The organism is Nonomuraea monospora, assembly GCF_039531895.1.
Lineage (GTDB): Bacteria > Actinomycetota > Actinomycetes > Streptosporangiales > Streptosporangiaceae > Nonomuraea > Nonomuraea monospora.
In genome coordinates, this window is the sequence record NZ_BAAAQX010000018.1 from 142,682 (window position 1) to 162,774 (window position 20,093).

Below are 20,093 nucleotides of genomic sequence, written 5' to 3' on the forward strand. Positions count from 1 at the left end.
GCGTGAAGTCTAGGCGTCGCGGCGGCGCAGGACGGCGTGGCCTGCTGCCACGGCCGCCGCCACCCAGGCCAGCAGCCACGCCAGCCCCTCCCCCGCCGAGTACGGCATGGGCCCGCCGGTGAGGTTGTCCGTGCTGCCCATGAACGCCAGACCGGCGAACATCGGCATCCGCAGCGACGCGTCGAGCAGCGCCGGGACCCCGGTCATGAGGATCACCAGCGGCAGGCCCATGAGCAGCATGAACATGACGGTCAGCGTCCCGGCGGCACTGCGCATGGCCGCCGCGACGCCCAGCGTCAGCACGGACACCAGCGCGTAGAACACCCCTGCCCCGAGCAGGTCGGTCACCACCTCGCCGGGCGGCAGCACGACGAGCCCGCCGAACACGTCGGCCGACAGCACCGCGTACACGAACGCCGTGGCGACCGCCCCCGTGAGCACGCCCGTCGCGAACATCACCGGCCCCACCACCAGCGCCTTGGCCGCCAGCACCACCCCGCGCACCGGCGTGGCCTGCAGCGTGGCCCGGATGCCGCCGGAGGCGTACTCCGAGGTGATCACCAGCATGGCGGGCGCGACCAGTGCGAACTGCACGAACGACGTGGCCGAGACCACGGCCTCGCTGGCGACGATCCGCACATCCGTCCGGCCGTCGCGCAGCGCTTCGGTGGCCGTCGCGCCGCCCAGGGTGACGGAGATCAGCACGGTGAGGGCGAACGCGCAGGCCAGGCCCCACCACGTGGCCCTGACCGACCACAGCTTCGCCCACTCGGCCCCGATCACCTGACGCAGGACCCTCATCTGCTCACCCCGTACTCGACGCTGCCCGAGGTCAGCTCCTGGTAGGCCTGTTCCAGCGAGGCCTCCTTGGCGCGCAGCTCGTGCAGCCGGATCCCGGCCTCGTGGGCCAGGTCGCCGACCCGTTCGATCGCGGCGCCGGTGACCTCCAGCTCGTTCTCCCCGTACCGGTCCACCGTGATCCCCGCTCCGCGCAGCAGGGCCGCGAGGTCGCCGGCGTGCGGGGTCCTGACCAGCACCGCCGTGAGCGAGCTGTTCGCGAGCACGTCCGCGAGCGGCGCGTCCATGATGAGCCGGCCCTTCCCGATCACCACGAGGTGGTCGGCGGTGAGCTGCATCTCGCTCATCAGGTGGCTGGAGACGAACACCGTGCGCCCCTCGGCGGCCAGCGACCGCATGAAGCCGCGCACCCAGCGCACGCCGTCCGGGTCGAGCCCGTTGACGGGCTCGTCGAACATCAGCACCTCGGGGTCGCCGAGCAGCGCCGCCGCGATGCCGAGCCGCTGGCTCATGCCGAGCGACAGGGTCCCGGCCCGCTTGCGCGCCGCCGCCGCCATGCCGACGGTCTCCAGCACCTCCTCCACCCGCCGCCGGGGGATGCCGTTGCTGCGGGCCAGCGCCACCAGGTGGGCCCGGCCGCTGCGGCCGGGGTGCAGGGCGCGCGCGTCGAGGAGCGCGCCGACGGTGCGCAGCGGGTCCGGGATGCGGTGGTACGGCACGCCGCCGACGAGCGCGGTGCCGGAGGTGGGGCGGTCGAGGCCGAGGATGAGGCGCATCGTGGTCGACTTGCCCGCGCCGTTCGGGCCGAGGAAGCCGGTGACGGTGCCCGGTCTCAGCTCCAGTGTCAGGTCGTCGACCGCGAGCCGGTCGCCGTACCGTTTGGTCAAACCCTTGAGACTGATCACGCTCCCTCACGCTAGGAGCCGGCGGGGCGGGCGGCCATGGGGGCAGCCCGCCGACCTCGATGGCGGGAAACCGGAATACGGCAGGGCGTCGGTGCTCGTTCTGCGCGGGCCGTTCCGTGAGCAGGAGGCCGCGCCGGCTGCACGACCGGTGACCGCGTGAAAGGGGTGGGGGGCTTCGGGCAACAAGAGGTGTTCAGCGTCGAGCCGACCACAGGGGAGTTGCCTGCATGGCCGTCCCACCCGGTCTCACCGGCCCGCCCGATCCCGGGGCGGACTGGGAGGAGATCTTCACCACGCACTTCGCCGAGATCCACCGCTACCTCGCCAGGCGGCTCTCGGCGGACCTCGCCGACGACCTGGCGGCCGAGGTGTTCCTGGCCGCGTACCGGCGGGGTCACGACGCCTCGCGCGGCGCGGTGCGGCCCTATCTGTACGGCATCGCCACGCACCTCGTCGCCCGGCACCACCGCGGCGAGCTGCGCAGGTGGAAGGCGCTCGGCCGGGCGGCGGAGCGGCAGGAGCACAGCCACGAGGACGCGACCATCGAGCGGGTGGCGGCGGGCGAGCTGACCGGCAGGCTGGCGGGGGCGCTGGCCGCGCTCAACCGCAGGGACCGCGACGTCGTCCTGCTCAGCGCGCTGGGCGGGCTCAGCCACGCCGAGGTGGCCGCCGCGCTCGGCATCCCGGCCGGAACGGTCGCCTCCCGCCTCAACCGGGCCCGCAAGCAGCTTCGCGCGGCGCTCGGCGACGTCAACCCTCTGGAGGTCAACCATGGATGAGCTGGAACTGCTGGCCAGGTCCCTCCCGGACGCGCCGCCGCCCTCGCGGGAGGTGGTCGGGCGGGCCCACGCCCGGCTGACGGCGGCCATGGAAGGGCCCGCCCGCCGCCGCCGGGGCGCGTTCTGGGGGTGGACGGCCACGGCGACCGTCGCCGTCGTCACGGCGGTCGTCTCCGCGGTGACGATCCTGGCGCCGGCGCCCGCCCCGGTGATCACGCCTCCGGGCGGCAACGACGCCCTGCTGCGGCTCGCGGACGACGTCGCCCGGCTGCCGGAGGCGACGGGCCCGTACTGGCTCAGGCCGCTGATCAACGGCAGCCTGCTCAGGGTCGAGGCGGGCGGCGAGGCGTTCAACGTGCTGTCCGCATCCAGCGCGTACCTGTGGCAGCCGCGCGATCCGGACGACCCGGTGCAGGCGCGGCAGCGGCAGGAGTACGTGCGGCCCGCCACGCCCGCCGACGAGCGCGTGTGGAAGGCGGCCGGGTCGCCGCAGGAGGTGCGGCGCGTGTGCACGCCGGGCACGCCCGCCAAGCGCTGCGGGAAGCTGCGGATGGGCGACCGGCCCGCGTCGTGCGTGTACACGCGCGTCCGGGAGCCGGGGGTCCTCGGCGACCGGCGGCTGGGCGAGCTGACGCTGGCCGACCTCGCGGCGCTGCCCGCCGACGTGAACGGGCTGCGCGAGAGGCTGCGCCGCCAGTGGCAGGCGGGCGGGCGGCACGAGAGCTTCGAGGAGTTCCTGCCGAGCGCGTCGTGGCTGCTGGAGATGCCGATCGGCCCGCGGGTGCGGGCGGCCGTCCTGCGCCTGCTGGCCGGGCTGCCGACGACCAGGGTGGGCGGGACGGTCGAGGACCCGCTCGGGCGGCGGGGGCTGGCGGTCGCGTTCGTCAGGAGCGAGGGCTTCACCACGCAGTTCGGCGCGGACGACGAGGTGGCCGAGCGGTACACCAACATCCTCGACCCGAGGACCGGCGCGATCCTGGTGGCGAACGCGAGCATCGCCGCCGAGAGCGCGGAGGGGCTCGCCGAGGGCACGTACCTGTCCTACCAGGCGTGGACGGACGAGGCGGGCTGGACCTCCGACCGGCCGGAGCGTCCGCGCGGCTGCCGCCTCAGCACCAAGCGACTCCCGTAAGGGGGGCGGACGTCAGAGGCGCAGGAGGAGGACGGCGGTGTCGTCCGCGCGCTGGTGCTGGGACGCCGGCTGGACGAGGGCGTCGGCGAGGTCGTGCAGGGGCCGGTCGCGATCGGGGACGAAGCGGGCGGCCAGATCGGCGATGGCCTCGCCGATGTCCAGGCCCGGCTGCTCGACGAGGCCGTCGGTGTAGAGGGCCAGCACCGAGCCCGGTGGCAGGGGCAGCTCGACGGTGGCGTACTCGGCGCACGGGTCGATGCCGAGGAGCAGCCCCTGCGCCTCGTCGAGAATCCTGGCCGGCGCGCCGGGGCTGCTGAGCAGCGGCGGCGGGTGGCCGGCGCTGGCCAGGCACAAGGTGCGCGCGTGGAGGTCGAGCTTGAGGTAGAGGCAGCTCGTGAACCGGTCGGGGGCCAGCTCGGCCATCAGCCGGTTGGCGTGCGCGAGCACCTCGCCGCAGGTGGCGGTGGTGGTGGCGGTGGCGCGGATGGCGGTGCGCACCTGCCCCATGAGGGCGGCGGCGGTCATGTCGTGGCCCTGCACGTCGCCGATGACGGCGGCGGCGGTGGTGTCGCCGAGGCGGATCACGTCGTAGAAGTCGCCGCCGATGTCCATGCCGGGCGTGGTGGGCACGTACCTGGCGGCCAGTTCCAGGCCGGGGATCTCGGGCAGATCGCGCGGCAGCAGGCGGGCCTGGAGGGACTCGGCGAGCTGGTGCTTGTTGTCGTAGAGCCAGGCCCGCTCGAACGCCTGCGCGATCAGCCCGCCGAGCGCGTTGTACATGGCGCGCTCCTCGTCCCCGAACCGGTGGGGGTGCTCGTAGCCGAGCACGCAGGTGCCGATGGACTGCCCGGCGGCGGACAGCGGCAGCAGCGCGAAGGCGCTCATGCCGTCCACGCGGACGGCGGTGGGGAAAGTGCGCCGGAACTCCTGCCACGTGCCGTAGAACGACGGCCGGTCCCACTGGTAGCCGGGCACCCAGGGCACCGCGTGCACCACGGGGCGGCCGTTGAAGGTGTCGATGCCCTCCTGGGTGTAGCCGCGCGAGGCGACCACCCGCATGCGGCCGCTCTCCCAGCTCAGGATGGCCAGCGCCTGCGCCCCTGTGACGGGCAGGACGTGGTCGGCGACCAGGTCGACGACGTCCTGCGCGGTGACGGCCTGCGCCAGGCAGGTGGCCAGGTGCAGCATCTCGTGCAGCCCGATCAGCGACGGCCGCTCGCCGGTCTCCCCCGCCGGGGTCTCGCGGGCGGCGGCGGGCGTGATGCGCAGGGTGACGCCGGGCACGCTGGGGAAGCACTCCAGCGCCAGGTACCGGCCGTCGGGATGGCGGGCGGTGAACCGGGTGACCCGGTGGCTGACGATCGCGGCCCGGTAGTAGTCCTCGTAGAGGGGGTCGTCCAGCCAGGGCAGCGCCTTGCACAGGCGCTCGCCCAGCATCTCGGACGGGTCCACGGCGAGGATCTCCGCGGCCCGCGCGGTGACCAGCGTGACGCGGGCCTGCGCGTCGAGGTGGCAGTAGCCCTCGGGCAGGCAGTTGAGGCACGTCAGCGCCGTCAGCCCGGCGGGCTGTCCCGGCCCGGCGGCGTGCACCTGGTCGAGGATGCGGGGCATCGGCCCGGGGACGACCGGTCTGCCCTGCTCGCCGGCCCGGCGCAGCAGGCGGCCCATCCTGGCGCAGACGTCGTCGATCACGCGGGCCCTGCCGGGGGTGAGCTCGGCCTCGCCGCCGGTGGGCCAGCCCAGCACGAACCCGCCCCACACGGCGCCGCCCGAGCGGAGCGGGGCGAACGCCATCGCGAAGTCGTACGGCAGCGCCAGCGCCGCCGCGGGGAAGTCGCGGGCCAGCGCGACCCGGTCCCTGAGCCAGATGAGCCGCCGCTCGCGCACCGCCATCGAGATGGGCGCGCACTCGGTGGTCCTGACCCTGGCCCAGGTGCGGGCGATCGAGGCGGGCAGGCCCATGGTGGCCTCCATCTGGAGGACCTGGCGGGTGTCGTCCAGGACGTACACGGTGCCGATGTGGGCGCCCGCGCTGAACACGGCCTCGATCAGGAGATCGTCCAGGCCGGACGGCTCCGTCCACCCCATACGGGCAGAATACGGATCCGCACGTATCGTGCACGCCAAGAGCGCGGCAAGTGCCGGGATCAGGGCTCGAAGGCGGTCCTGGCGAGGTCGTGGGAGCGGCCCGCGACGTCCTCCTCGGCCTGCCTGAACGCCTCCGTGATGGCCTCGATCAGCGCTTGGGAGCCCAGCCGCAGGGCGCGGGGGTCGATGTGCAGGCCCGCCAGCGAGCCGGTGGCCGTCAGCTCGACGGCGACCTGGCCGCCCAGGCTCTCGCCGCGCCCGGTCGTCTCCCGCAGCAGGCGGCTCACCTCCTCCAGGCGGGCGGTGCTGGCGGCCATCTCGGCGAGTGCGCGGTCGAGCTCGGGGTCGCCGGTGCGCGGCGGTGTCATCATGGCGGGCTCCTGGGTGCTCAGCGTTTGAAGAGGAACGCCCTGGGCGCGTGGGCCAGCGCGGAGCGCAGTGCGCCCTCGTCGGACAGGCCCCCGCTGGCGACCAGGGGGTAGATGGTGGCGGCCGACAGGGTGCGGCGGAAGAACTTGCCCGCCGGGCCGGTGCCGAGCACGGTCTCGGTGACCCGCGTCGCGGGGAAGAACTTCCTGGCGTCGCTGAGGCCCTTGATGCCGCCGTTGTAGGCCATCTCGGCGACGAAGTGCTTGCCCGCGTACTCCCAGAGGTTGCCCATGGGCTGCCCGGTGGCGGCGGAGCTGGCCGCGTGCACGCCGGTCTTGAGGCCGGTCCACAGGACGGAGTCGGCCAGCGCGTCGAGGCCCTCGCGCACCACGTACGAGCCGACCCTGCGCTTGCCGATCCGCGCCTCCAGGATCGCCTTGGTGATCTTCTGGAAGATGGTGCGTTCCAGTCTGGCCCTGGCAACGAGCCATTTGAACGCCTGCTCGGCGGCGATCCTGGCGGCCGGGTAGACGAAGCCGAACAGCATGGTGAAGGCCATCGCGGCGAGCTGGGTGCCGATGATGAGGAGCTGCTCGCGGTGCTCCTCGACGGCCTTGGCGTAGTCGTCGCAGCCGGCGGCCAGGTCTTCCAGCTCGTCCTGGAGCGCGGCGTAGCGGGGGGCCAGCTCGTACGGCCACACGTCGGCGAAGCGCGAGACCGTGCGGCTGTGGTTGGCCTGGCGGGCCTCGGTGACGCCCGTGCCGGTCTCGCGGGCGAGCGTGCCGATGTCCGCGGCGAGTTCACGCAGGGCCGTGGCCCTGGCGCGGAGGTTGGAGACGTCGGCCACCGGCACGCGCACGTCGGCGAACCAGGCCAGCGCCTGGAAGGGGTCGAACATCAGGCACCTTCCCGCCGGGGCGGGGCCTGCGGGACCACGAGCTGGGGGACGTCGGGGATCGCGGGCATGGTGGCGATGATCCGCAGTTCCAGGTAGTCCCACAGGGCGTCGAAGTCGCGCAGCCCGGCCGCCGAGGTGAAGCTCTTGCCCGCGATGCGGCGCATGGCGTCGGCGAGCGAGTCGTAGCCGTCGGCGTACCACTCGGCGAACGTGTGACCCTGCTCGTCGCCGCCGACCAGGTCGGAGGTGGTGGCCAGCGGGGAGGAGGTGCGGAGCAGGGCGGTGACGTCGTCGCCGGTCTGGTCGAAGAGCCGGGCGAGCTTGCGGATCGACGTCCAGTCGATGAGGACCCCGTCGCCGTCCGCTTCGCCGGACAAATCAGCCATTAGTCTTCCAATCCAGGAAAAATCATCTTCTTTGCGCACGCTAGTGGAGCAAAATGTCCGTGGTGTTAACCGGTGTGTCAACTCAGGAATAAGCGGCGTTCATCCACTCGGGCGCGGCGCTGAGCAGGCCGTCCAGCTCCTCCAGGAGGTCGCCGTCCACGGCGTTCCCCGCCCTGGCCAGCTCCTCGATCCGCTCGCACAGCTCGGCCTCGCGGGCCGCGCCGACCGTCGCGCAGGCGCCCTTGAGCCGGTGCGCGAGCCCCGCCGCCGTGGCCAGGTCGCCGCCCGACACGGCCTGCCTCAGCTCCTCGAACGTGCGGGTCGCGGTCGCCTGGTAGGCCCGCGCCACGTCCGCCAGCGCCTCCTGCGACAGCCCGGCCAGCTCGGGCGGCAGCCCGGCGGAGGCCGTCCACTCCGGGATCCTGGCCAGCACGCGCGGCCAGTCGACCGGCTTGGCCAGGTGGTCGTCCATGCCCGCCTCCAGGCACCTGATCCGGTCGCCCGGCATGGCGGCGGCGGTCATCGCGATGATCGGGGTGTGCGTCTCCTCGCTCTCCCTGATCTCCTCGGTCGCGGCCAGGCCGTCGAGCACGGGGAGCTGGCAGTCCATGAACACCAGGTCGTAGCGCCCGGCCAGCACGGCCCGCACCGCCTGGCGGCCGTTGTCGACCGCCTGGACCTCGTGCCCGGCCTGGCTGAGCACCAGCATCGCCACCTGGCGGCTCACCTCGTCGTCCTCGGCCACCAGGATGCGCGCGCCCCCGGTCCGGCCGGCGGCCTGCGCGCCCTCGCGCGGCTCGCCGTCGCACTCCGCCGTGCCCAGCGCGTTCTCCACGGCGGCGAGCAGGCGGCGGCGGCTGAGCGGCCGGGTGATCGACTGCACGGCCCGCTCTCCCGCCGCGCCCGGCCAGGCGAACCCCGCGCGGCCGGGGGTGACGACCACGATGACGCTGGTGGCCTGGAGCGACGGGTCGTTGAGTATCGCGTCGGCCAGCGAGCGCGGCGCGTCAGGATCGGCGGGATCCTGGCTCAGCACGGGACCCATGCCGGGGCTCGCGCCCAGGTCCAGGGCGACGACGGCCAGCTCGTACGGCCGGCCTTCCGCGGCGGCGGCCCGCAGCCGCGCCAGCGCCGTCTCCTCGTCCCTGGTCTCCTCCACCTCGGCCCCGGCCTGCTCCAGGCAGCGCGCGGCCAGCGTGCGGTCCTCGGGGCGCGGGTCGGCGACCAGCGCGCGCCTCCCCTCCAGCACTCCCGCGCCCGGCTCCGACCAGGTGAGGACGTCCACCGGCAGGGTGGCCCAGAACCGGCTGCCGACGCCTTCGACGCTGTCGAGCCCGATCTGGCCGCCCATGAGCTCGACGAGCTGCCTGCTGATGGCCAGCCCGAGCCCGCTGCCGCCGGTCCTGCGCGTGATCGGCGAGTCCACCTGGCGGAAGACGCCGAACACGCGCTCCCTGTCCCGCTCCCCGACCCCGACGCCGGTGTCGGCCACCGCGAACCTGAGCACCACCCGTTCCTGGCCGGGCTCGCCCTCGTCGAGCGCGACGTGCAGGTCCACGCCGCCCTGGACGGTGAACTTCAGCGCGTTGCCGACCAGGTTCGTCAGCACCTGGCGCAGCCGGACCGGGTCGCCCGACACCTGGCGGGGCACGTTCTCGTCGAGCCGCAGCGTCAGCCACAGGCCCTGCTCGTAGGCGTGCGGTGCGAACGGCGCCACCACCTCGTCGCACAGGCGCGGCAGGTCAAACGGCACGGCCTCGACCTGGAGGTGGCCGGCCTCGATCCTGGACAGGTCGAGGAAGTCGTCGAGCAGGCGCAGCACGTTGTGCGCCGACTCCTGGGCGGTGCTGGCGTAGTAACGCTGCTCCTCGTCCAGGCGGGTGCCCATGAGCAGGGAGTTCATGCCGAGCACGCCGTTGATGGGGGTGCGGATCTCGTGGCTGATCTTGGCCACGAACTCCGACTTGGCGCTGGACGCGCTGATCGCCTCGTCCCTGGCGGCGGCCAGCTCGACGGCCGACCTGGACAGCTCGGCGGCGTACTCCGACAGCGTGGCCTGCGCCCGCCGGCGGCCCCTGGTGGAGTGGATCTGCAGGCCGAGGCCGATGAGGATGAGCAGGGCGAGCAGCAGCGCGACGGTGAGCACGTTGGTGCGCAGCTTCTCGGTGGAGGCCAGCGCCTCGGCGACGGAGACCTCGGCGGTGACCGTCCAGCCGATGCCGGGGATGGGCTCGGAGGCCGACAGGACGGGCCCGTCGATGCCGTGGAACTCACCGCTCCACGCCCGCCCGGCCAGCGCGGAGTCCACGCGCGGGTCCTCGCGCAGCGAGGTGAGCGCGAACAGCTTCCTGCCGGGGTCGGCGACCAGCACGCCGGCCTTGTCGGTGATGAGCAGCCGGATGTCCTGCGCCTCGGCGGCTTCCTCGGCGAACTCCTGGATGGCGTCGAGGCTGTAGACGACGGTGAGCATGCCGAGCATGCGGGTGCCGTCGCTGCTGGGGATGGGCGCGGCCACCGCGACCGCCCTCGACACGCCTACCATGGTAGGTGTGTACGCCTGCGAGACGTGCGCCTGGCGCCCATCGCGCACCGCGCGATACCAGTCGGTGGTGCTGATGTCCTGCGGGAGCACGGTCGGCGGCTCCGCGCCTCTGATCTTGCCCTCGGGCGAGTTGACGATCAGGCCGCTGACGCCGTCGCGCAGCCGCTCCAGCTCGCCGAGCCAGTCGCGCATGGTGGCGGTGGTGACCTCGTTGACCGCGCCGCGCACCTGGGGCCGCTGGGCGAAGGCGGTGACGAGCTGCTTGAGCGAGTTCATCTGCTGTTCCACCACGACCCTGCTGACGGACGCGGTGGTCCTGACGCGCTCGCGCACCTCGTCGCTCATCGCGTTCTCCGACAGCGAGATGCTGGACGAGGTGAGCAGCGCCAGGGGCAGCAGGCCGAGTAACGTCCACAGGGCAGTCACCGCGAGCAACCATCGCACGGGCGTCCGTCCCTCCCCCCACTCGCTCGGGTACAGATTAGGAGGAAACTGGCTTGCGCGCCGGTTCCCCGTGAGCAGAAAGAGCAAAAGGTGATCTTTTTTATTAAAACCCGCTTAAGCTGCAGTGATCTACCTGAATGACGAGGAGCGTGGCGGTGCCTGAGCTCAGGGACATCACCGTTCTCATCGTGGACGACGACCCGGTCGTCACGGCGGCCCTGCACGCGCAGGTCAACCGGGTGCTCGGGTTCAGGGTCGTGGGCATTGCGCACACCGGCCACGCGGCGCTGGCCGCGGCCGGGCGGTTCGCGCCCCGGCTGGTGCTGCTCGATCTGCACCTCCCTGATATGCCCGGTCTGGAGGTCGCGCACCGGCTGCGCCGCCCCGACCAGCCGCCCGCCGACGTCATCGTGATCTCCGGGCGCAAGGAGTCGGCGACGGTACGCGCCGCCATCCAGCGCGGCGCGCTCAACTACCTGGTCAAGCCGACCAGGGCGGGCACGCTGGAGCAGGCCCTGCTGCGTTACGCCGCCACGGTCAAGCAGCTGGAGTCCGAGGCCCGCTTCACCGACCAGCAGGAGATCGACAACCTCTTCCGCTCGCTCCACCTCGACGTGGGCACCCGCCCCAAGAGCATCTCCGCCTCCACCGAGCAGGCGGTGCTGGACGCGCTGTCGGACGTCGAGGACGCCTCGGCCGACGAGCTGGCGGCCAAGGTCGGCGTCAGCCGGGCCACCGCCCGCCGCTACCTGGAGCACCTGGCCGAGCGGGGGCTGGTGGAGGGCCGGCCGAAGTACGGGACGACGGGGCGGCCACAGCACCGGTACCGCATCCGATGAGGGCGTTACGGGCGCTGCTGGTGGCCGTGCTGGTCGGCGTGCTGCCCGCCGCCTGCGGCGAGGCGAACGCCTTCCCCGAGGACACCACGATGGCCCGCATCAGGGAGCGCGGCATCCTGACCGTGGGCATCAAGTTCGACCAGCCCGTCTTCGGCTACAAGGACCCCGCCAGCGGGCGGATCACCGGCTTCGACGCCGAGGTGGCCCGGCTGGTGGCCAGAGACCTGACCGGCAGCGAGCGCAACATCCGCTTCGTCGAGACGGTGTCGAGCGAGCGCGAGAACTTCATCGAGCAGGGCGTCGTGGACCTCGTCATCGCCACCTACTCGATCACCGAGACCCGCGCCCAGCGGGTCACCTTCTCCGACCCGTACTACTACGCCGGGCAGGACCTGCTGGTGCGGGTCGGCGACTCCACCATCAACGGGGTCACCGACCTGAAGGGCAAGACCGTGTGCACCGCGCGCGGCTCCACCTCGGTCGAGCGGGTGCGCGCCATGGTGCCCGGCATCGACCTGGAGGTCGTGGACGCGTACAGCATCTGCGTGCCCGCGCTGGTGGCCGGGCGGGTGGACGCGGTCAGCACCGACGACACCATCCTGCTCGGGCTCTACGCCCAGCATCCCGACTCGCTGCGGCTGGTCGGCAAGCCGTTCGGGCGCGAGCCGTACGGGATGGGCATCAAGAAGCAGGACACCGCCTTCCGCGACTACCTCAACGGGCTGATCGCGCGCTGGCTGTGCAACGGCGAGTGGGACCGCGCCTACGTGGCCACCGTCGGGGTCTCCGGCACCACCTCCGAATCGGCCAAGCCGGCGCCTCGCCCGGCCAATTGCTGAGCAGAACGATCACAAGCCTTTCCGCGACACATGCGGCTCCTACGGTTACGCCAACGCTGACCGAGACAAGGAGCGTGACGCATGAGCCAGGCGGATTTGATCGTCCTGGACCAGGTCAACAAGCGCTACGGCGATCATCACGTGCTCAAGGACGTGAACCTGACCGTACGGCAGGGCGAGGTCGTGGTGATCATCGGCCCGTCCGGGGCGGGCAAGTCCACCTTGTGCCGCGCGATCAACCGGCTGGAGACGATCGACTCCGGCACGATCAGCCTCGACGGGACCCCGCTGCCCGCCGAGGGCAAGGAGCTGGCCCGGCTGCGCGCCGAGGTCGGCATGGTCTTCCAGTCCTTCAACCTCTTCGCGCACAAGACCGTCCTGGACAACGTCGTCCTCGGGCAGGTCCACGTGCTGAAGCGGCCCAGGGCTGAGGCCGAGCGCAAGGCCCGCGAGCTGCTCGACCGGGTGGGCATCGGCGGCCAGGCCGCCAAGTTCCCCGCGCAGCTCTCCGGCGGGCAGCAGCAGCGGGTGGCCATCGCCAGGGCGCTGGCCATGGACCCGAAGGCGATCCTGTTCGACGAGCCCACCTCGGCGCTGGACCCGGAGATGGTCAACGAGGTGCTGGACGTCATGACGGGCCTGGCCCGCGAGGGCATGACCATGGTCGTCGTCACCCACGAGATGGGCTTCGCCCGCCGTGCGGCCGACCGGGTCGTCTTCATGGCCGACGGCGAGATCGTCGAGCAGAACACCCCGGACACCTTCTTCGGCGCGCCCAGCAGCGACCGCGCCCAGTCCTTCCTCGCCAAGATCCTGACTCACTGAGGAGTTGTCATGTTCGGCAGATCCCTTTTCGCCGTGTTCGCCGTTGTCGCCGTCGCCTCCGGGTGCGGGGGCGGCTCGGAGAGCTACGCCTCCGTGGTGGACAAGGCCAAGAACGACAAGAAGCTGGTGATCGGCGTCAAGGCCGACCAGCCCGGCCTGGGCCTGCGCACGCCTGACGGCAGCTTCACCGGCTTCGACATCGAGGTCGCCAAGTACGTGGCCAAGCAGCTCGGGGTCGAGCCGAGCGGCATCACGTTCAAGGAGACCGTGTCGGCCAACCGGGAGGCGTTCATCGAGCAGGGCCAGGTGGACCTGGTCGTGGCCACGTACTCGATCACCGACGCGCGCAAGCAGAAGGTGTCGTTCGCGGGGCCGTACTTCGTGGCCGGGCAGGACCTGCTGGTCCGCGCCGACGACGCGGCGCTGACCGGGCCCGAGGCGCTCAACGGCAAGAAGCTGTGCTCCGTCGCCGGCTCGACGCCCGCCCAGAAGGTCAAGTCGGAGTACGCCAAGGAGGTGCAGCTCCAGGAGGAGCGCACCTACTCGGCCTGTGTGGACCGCGTGCTCGGCGGCCAGCTCGACGCCATCACCACCGACAACGTCATCCTGGCCGGCTACGCCGCGCAGCACTCCGGCAAGCTCAAGGTCGTCGGCAAGACGTTCAGCACCGAGAAGTACGGCATCGGCCTGAAGAAGGACGACACCGCCGGGCGCAAGGCCGTCAACGACGCGCTGGAGAAGATGTTCTCCGACGGGAGCTGGACCAAGGCGCTGCAGGTCAGCGTGGGCGCCTCCGGCTTCACCCTGCCGCAGGTCCCGCAGCTCGAGCGGTACTGATGGACGCTCTGCTGACCGAAGGCGGCACCATCTTCGCCGCCTTCTGGATGACGGTGCGGCTGACGGCGGTCAGCGCGCTCGGCTCGCTGGTGCTGGGCACGCTGCTGACCGCCATGCGGGTGGCCCCGCTGGCGTCCCTGCGGGCCACCGCCACCGTGTACGTGACCGTGGCCCGCAACACGCCGCTGACCCTGGTGCTGCTGTTCACCGGCCTGGGCATCGGCGCGAACCTGGGCCTGGAGCTGTCCGACGACATCGCGACCAACAACTTCTGGCTCGCCGTCATCGGGCTGACCGCCTACACCTCGGCGTTCGTCTGCGAGGCGCTGCGCTCCGGGCTCAACACGGTGCCCGTGGGGCAGGCGGAGGCGGCCCGCTCGCTGGGGCTCGGCTTCGTCAAGACGCTGGCGCTGATCACGCTGCCGCAGGCGTTCCGCGCGGTGGTGGCGCCGCTGGGCAGCATCCTCATCGCGCTGACCAAGAACACCACGATCGCCCTGGTGGTGGGCGTCGCGGAGGCGTCGGTGCGGATGCGGGAGCTGATCGAGACCTACGGTGACCAGGTCATCGAGATCTTCCTCGGCTTCGCCGCCGGGTTCGTGATCCTGTGCCTGCCGATGGGGTTGTTGTTCGGCTGGTTGTCCAAGCGGATGGCGGTGGCGCGATGACGTACGCGAACCTGTACGAGAGGCCAGGACCGCGCGGGGTGCGCCGCAACAGGATGCTGACCGCGCTCGTCGCGGTGCTGCTGCTGGCGGTGGCGTACTTCGTCTACGTGCGCTTCGACGAGAAGGACCAGTGGGCGGCGGAGAAGTGGACGCCGCTGCTGCGGGGCGACGTGTGGGCCACGTTCATCCTGCCCGGCCTGGCCGGCACGCTCGCGGCGGCCGTCGCCGGAGTGGTGCTGGCCGCGCTGTTCGGGCTGGTGTTCGCCGTCGCCCGGCTGTCGGAGCACCGGTGGATCCGGGTGCCGGCGGCCATGGTGGTGGAGTTCTTCCGCTCCGTGCCGCTGCTGCTGCTCATCTTCTTCGCCTTCTTCGGCTCGTTCGTGCTCATCGGCGTGAACATCTCGGCGTTCGCCGCCGTCGTGTTCGGCCTCACCCTCTACAACGGGTCGGTGATCGCGGAGATCCTCCGGGCCGGGGTGCAGAGCCTGCCGAAGGGGCAGCGGGAGGCCGCGTACGCGGTGGGCATGCGCAAGGGCCAGGTGATGCGGCTCGTCCTGCTGCCGCAGGCCGTCAAGGCCATGCTGCCCGCGCTGATCAGCCAGTTCGTGGTGCTGCTGAAGGACTCCGCGCTGGGCCTGATCGTGGGCTACGACGAGCTGGTGGACAGGGGGCTGAACGGGATCGCGGCCAACTTCTCCAACGTCATCCCGGCGGCCATCCTGATCGCCGCGATCTTCATCGTGATCAACATGGCGCTGGACCGGCTGGCGAACCGCCTCGGCGCCTCCTCAGCGCGGGCGCCCAGGGTGCGATCCCGATGAGGGCCAGCAGGACCAGCAGCGGCGTCCGCCACCACCACGAGACGGTGGCGGGCGGTGAGGCGGCCCGCTCCGACACCCAGGGGCGGGCCGTCTTCGACCAGGCGAGGAACGCGTCACCGACGGGCATCAGCCCGAAGGCGTAACGCTTGGTCCACGGGGTGCCGACCGGCAGCCCGGCCAGCTCGCCGTAGTTCGCCAGCGCGGCGGCGAGCGCCGCGTCCCCCCGCACCTGGGCGGCGCCCAGGGTGACCGCGGTCGCCGACAGGCTCACCCCCAGCGGCAGCGGCCCCGAGTCGACGTCGCCCGGCCCCTCCATGCCGGACGGGTACTCCAGGACGGCCGGGCCGAGGCCCAGCGGGGTGACCACGTAGCGGTCGCGGAACCGGGCGTACTGCTCGGCGGCGAAGGCCGGGTCGATGTCCACCAGGAAGCGCTGGATGATGCTCTGTGAGCTGCCCCTGGCCACCTCGGCTGGCTCGCCGGTGCCCGGCTCCGCGCGGTGCGGGAGCAGGCCGGTGCGCGGGTCGAGCCGCTCGCGGGCCTGGCGCACCCAGCGGGCCACGGTGCCCGCATAGAGAGGTGGCCGCAGGGTGTCGTGCAGGCGCAGCGAGGCCATCGCCACCGTGGAGTCCACCGGCCAGGCCTGCCCCGGGTACGCCTCCAGGAACGGCGACCCCGACCCGTCGAACGCCCTGGCCAGGGCGGCCGAGTCGGCGGCGAGGCGGCCCAGCTCGGCCGGGTCGCGGCGGCCCTCCGGCTGCAGGGCGAGCACGCCGCCGCGCAGCCAGTTGGTCCAGCCCCGGTAGAAGACGCCGTGCGGCGGGTCGAGGTCCGGGCTGAACGGCTCGCGGCCCGCGGGCGCGTCGAGCCGCCCGAGTGCCCAGCGCGACTCGCGCAGCGCCTCGGGTCTGGACGCCGGGTCCCGCTGGCCGAGCTCGACCCAGCTCAGGCCGTACAGGACGTGCAGGAAGAAGTAGCCCTCGGGGAAGAGCGTCTGCGCCTGCTCGCCCGCGCCCGCGTCCAGGGCCGGGCGGAGAAAGGCGAGCTGGCGGCGCACGCCGGGCGGCTCGCCGTCCGGGCCCGCGGTGGCCGGGACGATCAGGCGGACGGCGCCGATCAGCGCGCACAGACTGATCGCGACGGCGGCGACGCGGCGGGCGACGGACAGTGCGTGGGGCATCTCGGTGATCGTAGTGGGGTGACATGCCCGTCATGATGAGTTCATGCCGATCTCCCCTGGCCCCTTCGCCGGCCGCACCCTCACCGACCTCGCCAAGGACCTGCGTGACGGGCGCGTCACCGCCGTCGAGCTGACCGAGCAGGCCCTGCACGCCGCAGGCACGCTCGGCCGCGAGCTGAACGCGTTCGTCACCGTGGACGCCGCCGGAGCGCTCAAGGCGGCGCGCCGGGCGGACGAGGAGCTGGCCGCGGGCGCCGGCAGGGGGCCGCTGCACGGGCTGCCCGTCGCGGTGAAGGACCTCATCGAGGTGGCGGGGCTGCCCGCGACCATGGGCTCGCGGCACTTCGCCGGGCACGTCCCGGACACCGACGCCGCCTGCGTGACGCGGCTGCGCGAGGCGGGGGCGGTCATCGTGGGCAAGACGACGACGCACGAGTTCGCGTACGGGCCGACCGGCGACCGCTCCGCCAACGGCCCCTCGCGCAACCCGCGGGACCCGGCGCGCATGTCGGGCGGCTCCAGCGGCGGCAGCGCGGCGGCCGTGGGGGCGGGTGTGGTCCCGCTGGCGATCGGCACCGACACGGGCGGGTCCGTGCGCATCCCGGCGGCTCTGTGCGGGATCGCCGGGTTCAAGCCCGCTTACGGGGTTCTTTCCGCGGACGGCGTGTTCCCCCTGTCGCGCAGTTACGACCACGTGGGGGTGCTGGCGGGCGGCGCGGCGGACTGTCTGATCGCCTACCGGTGCCTCGGCGGCGGGGAGGTGGCCGGGCTGGACGTTCCCGCGCGGGTGGGGTGGGTGGATCCGGGCGGGCTGTTCGACGGTGATCCGCGGGTGACTCGGGTCGTGCGGGCCGCCGTGGAGGCTCTGGGGCCGGGCGAGGCGGGGCTGCCGGTGGGGTTCGCGGAGGAGGTGCGGGAGACGTACGTGGTGGTGCAGAGCTGCGAGACGGTGGCCGTGCACGCCGAGCGGCTGGAGCGGGCGCCCGAGTTGTTCGACCCTGAGGTGCTGGAGCGGCTGCGCGTCGCGGCGCAGGTGCCCGGCTGGCGGCACGTGCGCGCCCTGGAGTCGAGGGAGCGGCTGGCGGAGGCGGGCGAGGCGCTGTTCGGCGGGCAGGCGGCAGCGGCGTCCGGCGGAGACTCCGGGGCGTCCGGCGGGGGCTCCGGGGCGGCGTCCGGCCGCTTCGACGTGCTCGCGTTGCCCGCCGTGCCGATCGTCGCGCCGCCGATCGACCGGCGCGAGGTCGAGGTGGACGGCCGGGCGGTCGCGGTGCGTCCCGCGCTGCTCGCCCTGACCAGCCCGTGGAACGTGCTCGGCCTGCCCGCCCTGACCGTGCCCGCCGGGACGGTGGACGGCCTGCCGGTGGGCCTGCAGCTCATGTGCCGCCCCGGCGACGAGCACCACCTCTTCGCGACGGCCGCCCGGATCGCCCCGGCGGCCTGAGCCGCTCAGCGTTCGCCGGCCGGGTGGGCGGGGTTGGGGTCGAGGGCGAGCAGGATGCCGGTGTCCAGCCCGGTGTCGTAACCGGCGCTGAACGCCGTCTGGTACGCGCTGTCGCCGATCGCCTCCCTGGCCTCCCGCTCGCACGTCTCCCGGGCGGCGACCCACTCCTGGATGCCGATCTGCGCCCGCCCGACCGTGTCCCACACCTGCTGGGCCAGGCCGAGCCGCCGGGCGGCCGGCTCGCCGTGGCCGGAGGCGGACGCGGCGCAGGCCAGCACGTCGAGGGCGAGGGCGATGCCGATGCTGTCGTGCAGCCGGTGCTTGATCTCCAGCGCGGAGCGGGCGTAGGCCTGGGCGGCGTCGTTGCGGCCGAGCGACAGCTCCGCCTGGGCGCGGAAGAGGTCGGCGTAGGCCCGCATCCAGCGTTCGCCGTGCTTGTCGCAGTCGGCGCACATCTCCTCGAGCGCCTTGATCGCGTCCTCGACGCGGCCGTGCGCCGTGTGCACGTGGCTCTGCCCGAGCCGGGCCAGCATGGTGGGCAGGGTGAGGCCGTGCTCGGGCCGGTGCACGGCGAGCAGGCTGTCGGCCAGCGCGAGCGCGAGCGCCAGGTCGCCCCTGATGGTGGCGGCGGCCATGACCATGGCCTGGGCCGCGAGCGCGGCGGCGGTGTCGCCGAGTTGTTCGGCGACTCCGGCGCACTCGGCGGCCCAGGCCATGCCGGCGTCGGGGTCGCCCTGAACCATGAGGGTCAGGCTGCACACCCACAACGCCCGGTTGCGCACCACACTGGGCTCGGTGTCCAGAGCCAGGGCGCGCTCCAGGTAATGCTGACCTTCCCGCAGGAAGCCGCAGGGATACCAGAAGAACCACAGCGCGGCGGCCATCTCCAGCGCGGTGTGGTCACGGGGGTTGGCCAGGCAGAAGTCGAGGGCCGTGCGCAGGTTGTCGTGCTCGGCGGTGGTGCGGTCGTTCCAGGAGACCTGCTCGGGCCCGAGCCAGGCGGCGTCGCCGCGGCGGGCCAGCTTGAGGTAGAAGTTGCGGTGGCGGCGGCGCATCCCGTCCTGCTCGCCGAGGGCGCGCAGCCAGATGGCGCCGTACTCGCGGATGGTGTCGAGCATCCGGTAGCGCTCGCCGCCGCCGGTGGGCGCCCAGATCAGGATGGACTTGTCGACCAGGCCCGACAGCAGGTCGGGGATGGCGTGGGCGGGCAGCAGGTCGTCGGCGCAGATCTCGATGACGGCCGTGTCGTCGAAGCTGCCGGCGAAGACCGAGGCGCGCGCCCACAGCAGCCGCTCCTCCGGCGTGCAGAGCTGGTGGCTCCAGCCGATGGCCGTGCGCAGTGCCTGGTGCCAGGGCGGGTCGGCCTCGTTGACCTCGGCGTCGGTGTCGCCGAGCAGCTCGAAGCGGTCGTCGAGGCGCTCGCACAGCTCGCCCGCGGGCAGGTCGCGCAGCCGGGCGGCGGCCAGCTCGATGGCCAGCGGCAGCCCTTCCAGGCGACGGCACAGGCGGGCCAGGTCGGCGCGGTTGTCGTCGGTGACGGTGAAGCCAGGCACGGATCGGGCGGTGCGGTCGGCGAGCAGCATGACGGCGTCCTGCCGCCCGCCGCCGCCCGAGTCGGGGACGGGCAGCGGGTCGATGATGAGCACCTGCTCGTCAGGGACGCCGAGCGGGCGGCGGCTGGTGGCCAGGATCGACAGCCGGGGGGCGGCGACGAGCAGGTCGCGGGCGGTGACGGCGCACTCGTCGACGAGGTGTTCGCAGGTGTCGAGCACCAGCAGGAGGTGCCGGTCCTCCAGGTATTCGGTCAGGACCTCCATCATGGGGCGGGTGGTGCGGTCGGCCAGCGGGAGCGCCTCGGCGATGGTGTACGGCACCAGCGCCCCCTGGTCGAGCGCCGAGAGCGGGACGAGCCAGGCGCCGTCGCCGTAGCCGGGCTGCATGAGGGCGGCGGCCCGCAGCGCGAGCCGGGTCTTGCCGACCCCGCCCACGCCGGTCAGCGTCACCATGCGGTATTCCCCGCACAACCGGCGGATCCGGGCGAGTTCTCCGCGGCGGCCCACCAGACTGGTCATTTCCGGCGGCAGATTCCCGGCATGCCGCCCACCCATGTTCATGATCCTCACCTGTCCGGCTTGGTCCGCCGCCTTCGGTGACAGCAGCTTGCCGGACGCGGCCAGGTTCCGCCACGAAAAGTGAGAAAGTGACTACGCAACAGACCGGGTTGCGGGCGTTTCTTATTGCCTTACCACTTTGCGGGGTTATGCCATGTTAGTCCGCGGCTCCGGCCCGACCACGGGAAACA

The 20,093-nt window shown here is 72.8% G+C and carries 18 protein-coding genes; 9 read left to right on the forward strand and 9 right to left on the reverse strand.

All coding sequences use genetic code 11. The features are described from left to right. Positions 1-9: 9 nt before the first annotated feature. Positions 10-801, reverse strand: coding sequence for an ABC transporter permease (locus ABD331_RS31480; RefSeq protein WP_344482492.1), 792 nt, complete (start codon positions 799-801; stop codon positions 10-12). Beyond that, positions 798-1,703 (reverse strand): ATP-binding cassette domain-containing protein, encoded by a 906-nt coding sequence (locus tag ABD331_RS31485; protein ID WP_344482495.1) that lies wholly within the window; start codon positions 1,701-1,703, stop codon positions 798-800. Before ABD331_RS31485 ends, ABD331_RS31480 begins: the two co-directional genes overlap by 4 nt. A gap of 227 nt (positions 1,704-1,930) precedes the next feature. On the opposite strand from ABD331_RS31485, the gene ABD331_RS31490 reads away from it, so the two are divergent. Both ABD331_RS31490 and ABD331_RS31495 read left to right on the forward strand, forming a co-directional pair. After that, complete coding sequence (locus tag ABD331_RS31490) at positions 1,931-2,482, forward strand: RNA polymerase sigma factor (RefSeq protein ID WP_344482498.1); 552 nt, start codon at positions 1,931-1,933, stop codon at positions 2,480-2,482. Continuing rightward, positions 2,475-3,614: a CU044_5270 family protein gene (locus ABD331_RS31495; protein ID WP_344482501.1), complete on the forward strand. Its 1,140-nt coding sequence runs from the start codon at positions 2,475-2,477 to the stop codon at positions 3,612-3,614. Before ABD331_RS31490 ends, ABD331_RS31495 begins: the two co-directional genes overlap by 8 nt. A 12-nt stretch (positions 3,615-3,626) precedes the next feature. On the opposite strand, the gene ABD331_RS31500 is transcribed toward ABD331_RS31495, so the two are convergent. From ABD331_RS31500 to ABD331_RS31520, 5 genes are all read right to left on the reverse strand, one after another. Beyond that, entirely contained in the window at positions 3,627-5,702 is a 2,076-nt protein-coding gene (locus ABD331_RS31500) for a SpoIIE family protein phosphatase (RefSeq protein ID WP_344482504.1), read from the reverse strand. A 59-nt stretch (positions 5,703-5,761) separates the two neighbouring features. After that, positions 5,762-6,073: a YbaB/EbfC family nucleoid-associated protein gene (locus ABD331_RS31505; RefSeq protein WP_344482507.1), complete on the reverse strand. Its 312-nt coding sequence runs from the start codon at positions 6,071-6,073 to the stop codon at positions 5,762-5,764. Between the two features lie 17 nt (positions 6,074-6,090). Continuing rightward, the gene (locus ABD331_RS31510; protein ID WP_344482510.1) at positions 6,091-6,969 is read right to left on the reverse strand and encodes a WXG100-like domain-containing protein; all 879 of its coding nucleotides are present in this window, start codon (positions 6,967-6,969) and stop codon (positions 6,091-6,093) included. Next, complete coding sequence (locus ABD331_RS31515) at positions 6,969-7,355, reverse strand: hypothetical protein (protein ID WP_344482513.1); 387 nt, start codon at positions 7,353-7,355, stop codon at positions 6,969-6,971. The genes ABD331_RS31510 and ABD331_RS31515 overlap by 1 nt, the downstream gene beginning before the upstream one ends. Positions 7,356-7,437: 82 nt before the next feature. Next, the gene (locus tag ABD331_RS31520; RefSeq protein ID WP_344482516.1) at positions 7,438-10,341 is read right to left on the reverse strand and encodes a hybrid sensor histidine kinase/response regulator; all 2,904 of its coding nucleotides are present in this window, start codon (positions 10,339-10,341) and stop codon (positions 7,438-7,440) included. A gap of 155 nt (positions 10,342-10,496) precedes the next feature. Between ABD331_RS31520 and ABD331_RS31525 the strand changes: the two genes are divergently transcribed. From ABD331_RS31525 to ABD331_RS31550, 6 genes are all read left to right on the forward strand, one after another. Then, on the forward strand, positions 10,497-11,180 hold the full coding sequence (locus ABD331_RS31525) for a response regulator (protein ID WP_344482519.1): 684 nt from the start codon (positions 10,497-10,499) through the stop codon (positions 11,178-11,180). Next, complete coding sequence (locus ABD331_RS31530) at positions 11,177-12,019, forward strand: glutamate ABC transporter substrate-binding protein (protein ID WP_344482522.1); 843 nt, start codon at positions 11,177-11,179, stop codon at positions 12,017-12,019. The genes ABD331_RS31525 and ABD331_RS31530 overlap by 4 nt, the downstream gene beginning before the upstream one ends. Before the next feature lie 81 nt (positions 12,020-12,100). Continuing rightward, a complete protein-coding gene (locus ABD331_RS31535; RefSeq protein ID WP_344482525.1) occupies positions 12,101-12,844 on the forward strand; it encodes an amino acid ABC transporter ATP-binding protein in 744 nt (247 codons plus the stop codon). Between the two features lie 9 nt (positions 12,845-12,853). Continuing rightward, positions 12,854-13,681, forward strand: coding sequence for a glutamate ABC transporter substrate-binding protein (locus ABD331_RS31540; RefSeq protein WP_344482528.1), 828 nt, complete (start codon positions 12,854-12,856; stop codon positions 13,679-13,681). Next, entirely contained in the window at positions 13,681-14,349 is a 669-nt protein-coding gene (locus tag ABD331_RS31545) for an amino acid ABC transporter permease (protein WP_344482531.1), read from the forward strand. The genes ABD331_RS31540 and ABD331_RS31545 overlap by 1 nt, the downstream gene beginning before the upstream one ends. Continuing rightward, positions 14,346-15,170 carry an amino acid ABC transporter permease gene (locus ABD331_RS31550; protein ID WP_344482534.1) on the forward strand — a complete coding sequence of 275 codons (825 nt, stop codon included), beginning with the start codon at positions 14,346-14,348 and terminating at the stop codon, positions 15,168-15,170. The genes ABD331_RS31545 and ABD331_RS31550 overlap by 4 nt, the downstream gene beginning before the upstream one ends. On the opposite strand, the gene ABD331_RS31555 is transcribed toward ABD331_RS31550, so the two are convergent. Then, complete coding sequence (locus ABD331_RS31555) at positions 15,094-16,350, reverse strand: hypothetical protein (RefSeq protein WP_344482536.1); 1,257 nt, start codon at positions 16,348-16,350, stop codon at positions 15,094-15,096. The two genes, ABD331_RS31550 and ABD331_RS31555, sit on opposite strands and share 77 nt — an antisense overlap. Before the next feature lie 43 nt (positions 16,351-16,393). Between ABD331_RS31555 and ABD331_RS31560 the strand changes: the two genes are divergently transcribed. Next, positions 16,394-17,791, forward strand: coding sequence for an amidase (locus tag ABD331_RS31560; RefSeq protein ID WP_344482538.1), 1,398 nt, complete (start codon positions 16,394-16,396; stop codon positions 17,789-17,791). 5 nt (positions 17,792-17,796) lie between these two features. Here the strand turns inward: ABD331_RS31560 and ABD331_RS31565 are convergent, their stop codons facing one another. After that, positions 17,797-19,863, reverse strand: coding sequence for an ATP-binding protein (locus ABD331_RS31565; protein ID WP_344482541.1), 2,067 nt, complete (start codon positions 19,861-19,863; stop codon positions 17,797-17,799). Between the last annotated feature and the right edge of the window lie 230 nt (positions 19,864-20,093).

Excerpts from the sequence above, each read along its gene's own strand:
- ABD331_RS31480 (WP_344482492.1), bottom strand. The coding sequence starts at position 801 with ATGAGGGTCCTGCGTCAGGTGATCGGGGCCGAGTGGGCGAAGCTGTGG.
- ABD331_RS31490 (WP_344482498.1), top strand. The coding sequence starts at position 1,931 with ATGGCCGTCCCACCCGGTCTCACCGGCCCGCCCGATCCCGGGGCGGAC.
- ABD331_RS31495 (WP_344482501.1), top strand. The coding sequence starts at position 2,475 with ATGGATGAGCTGGAACTGCTGGCCAGGTCCCTCCCGGACGCGCCGCCG.
- ABD331_RS31500 (WP_344482504.1), bottom strand. The coding sequence starts at position 5,702 with ATGGGGTGGACGGAGCCGTCCGGCCTGGACGATCTCCTGATCGAGGCC.
- ABD331_RS31505 (WP_344482507.1), bottom strand. The coding sequence starts at position 6,073 with ATGATGACACCGCCGCGCACCGGCGACCCCGAGCTCGACCGCGCACTC.
- ABD331_RS31510 (WP_344482510.1), bottom strand. The coding sequence starts at position 6,969 with ATGTTCGACCCCTTCCAGGCGCTGGCCTGGTTCGCCGACGTGCGCGTG.
- ABD331_RS31515 (WP_344482513.1), bottom strand. The coding sequence starts at position 7,355 with ATGGCTGATTTGTCCGGCGAAGCGGACGGCGACGGGGTCCTCATCGAC.
- ABD331_RS31530 (WP_344482522.1), top strand. The coding sequence starts at position 11,177 with ATGAGGGCGTTACGGGCGCTGCTGGTGGCCGTGCTGGTCGGCGTGCTG.
- ABD331_RS31535 (WP_344482525.1), top strand. The coding sequence starts at position 12,101 with ATGAGCCAGGCGGATTTGATCGTCCTGGACCAGGTCAACAAGCGCTAC.
- ABD331_RS31540 (WP_344482528.1), top strand. The coding sequence starts at position 12,854 with ATGTTCGGCAGATCCCTTTTCGCCGTGTTCGCCGTTGTCGCCGTCGCC.
- ABD331_RS31545 (WP_344482531.1), top strand. The coding sequence starts at position 13,681 with ATGGACGCTCTGCTGACCGAAGGCGGCACCATCTTCGCCGCCTTCTGG.
- ABD331_RS31550 (WP_344482534.1), top strand. The coding sequence starts at position 14,346 with ATGACGTACGCGAACCTGTACGAGAGGCCAGGACCGCGCGGGGTGCGC.
- ABD331_RS31555 (WP_344482536.1), bottom strand. The coding sequence starts at position 16,350 with ATGCCCCACGCACTGTCCGTCGCCCGCCGCGTCGCCGCCGTCGCGATC.
- ABD331_RS31560 (WP_344482538.1), top strand. The coding sequence starts at position 16,394 with ATGCCGATCTCCCCTGGCCCCTTCGCCGGCCGCACCCTCACCGACCTC.
- ABD331_RS31565 (WP_344482541.1), bottom strand. The coding sequence starts at position 19,863 with ATGACCAGTCTGGTGGGCCGCCGCGGAGAACTCGCCCGGATCCGCCGG.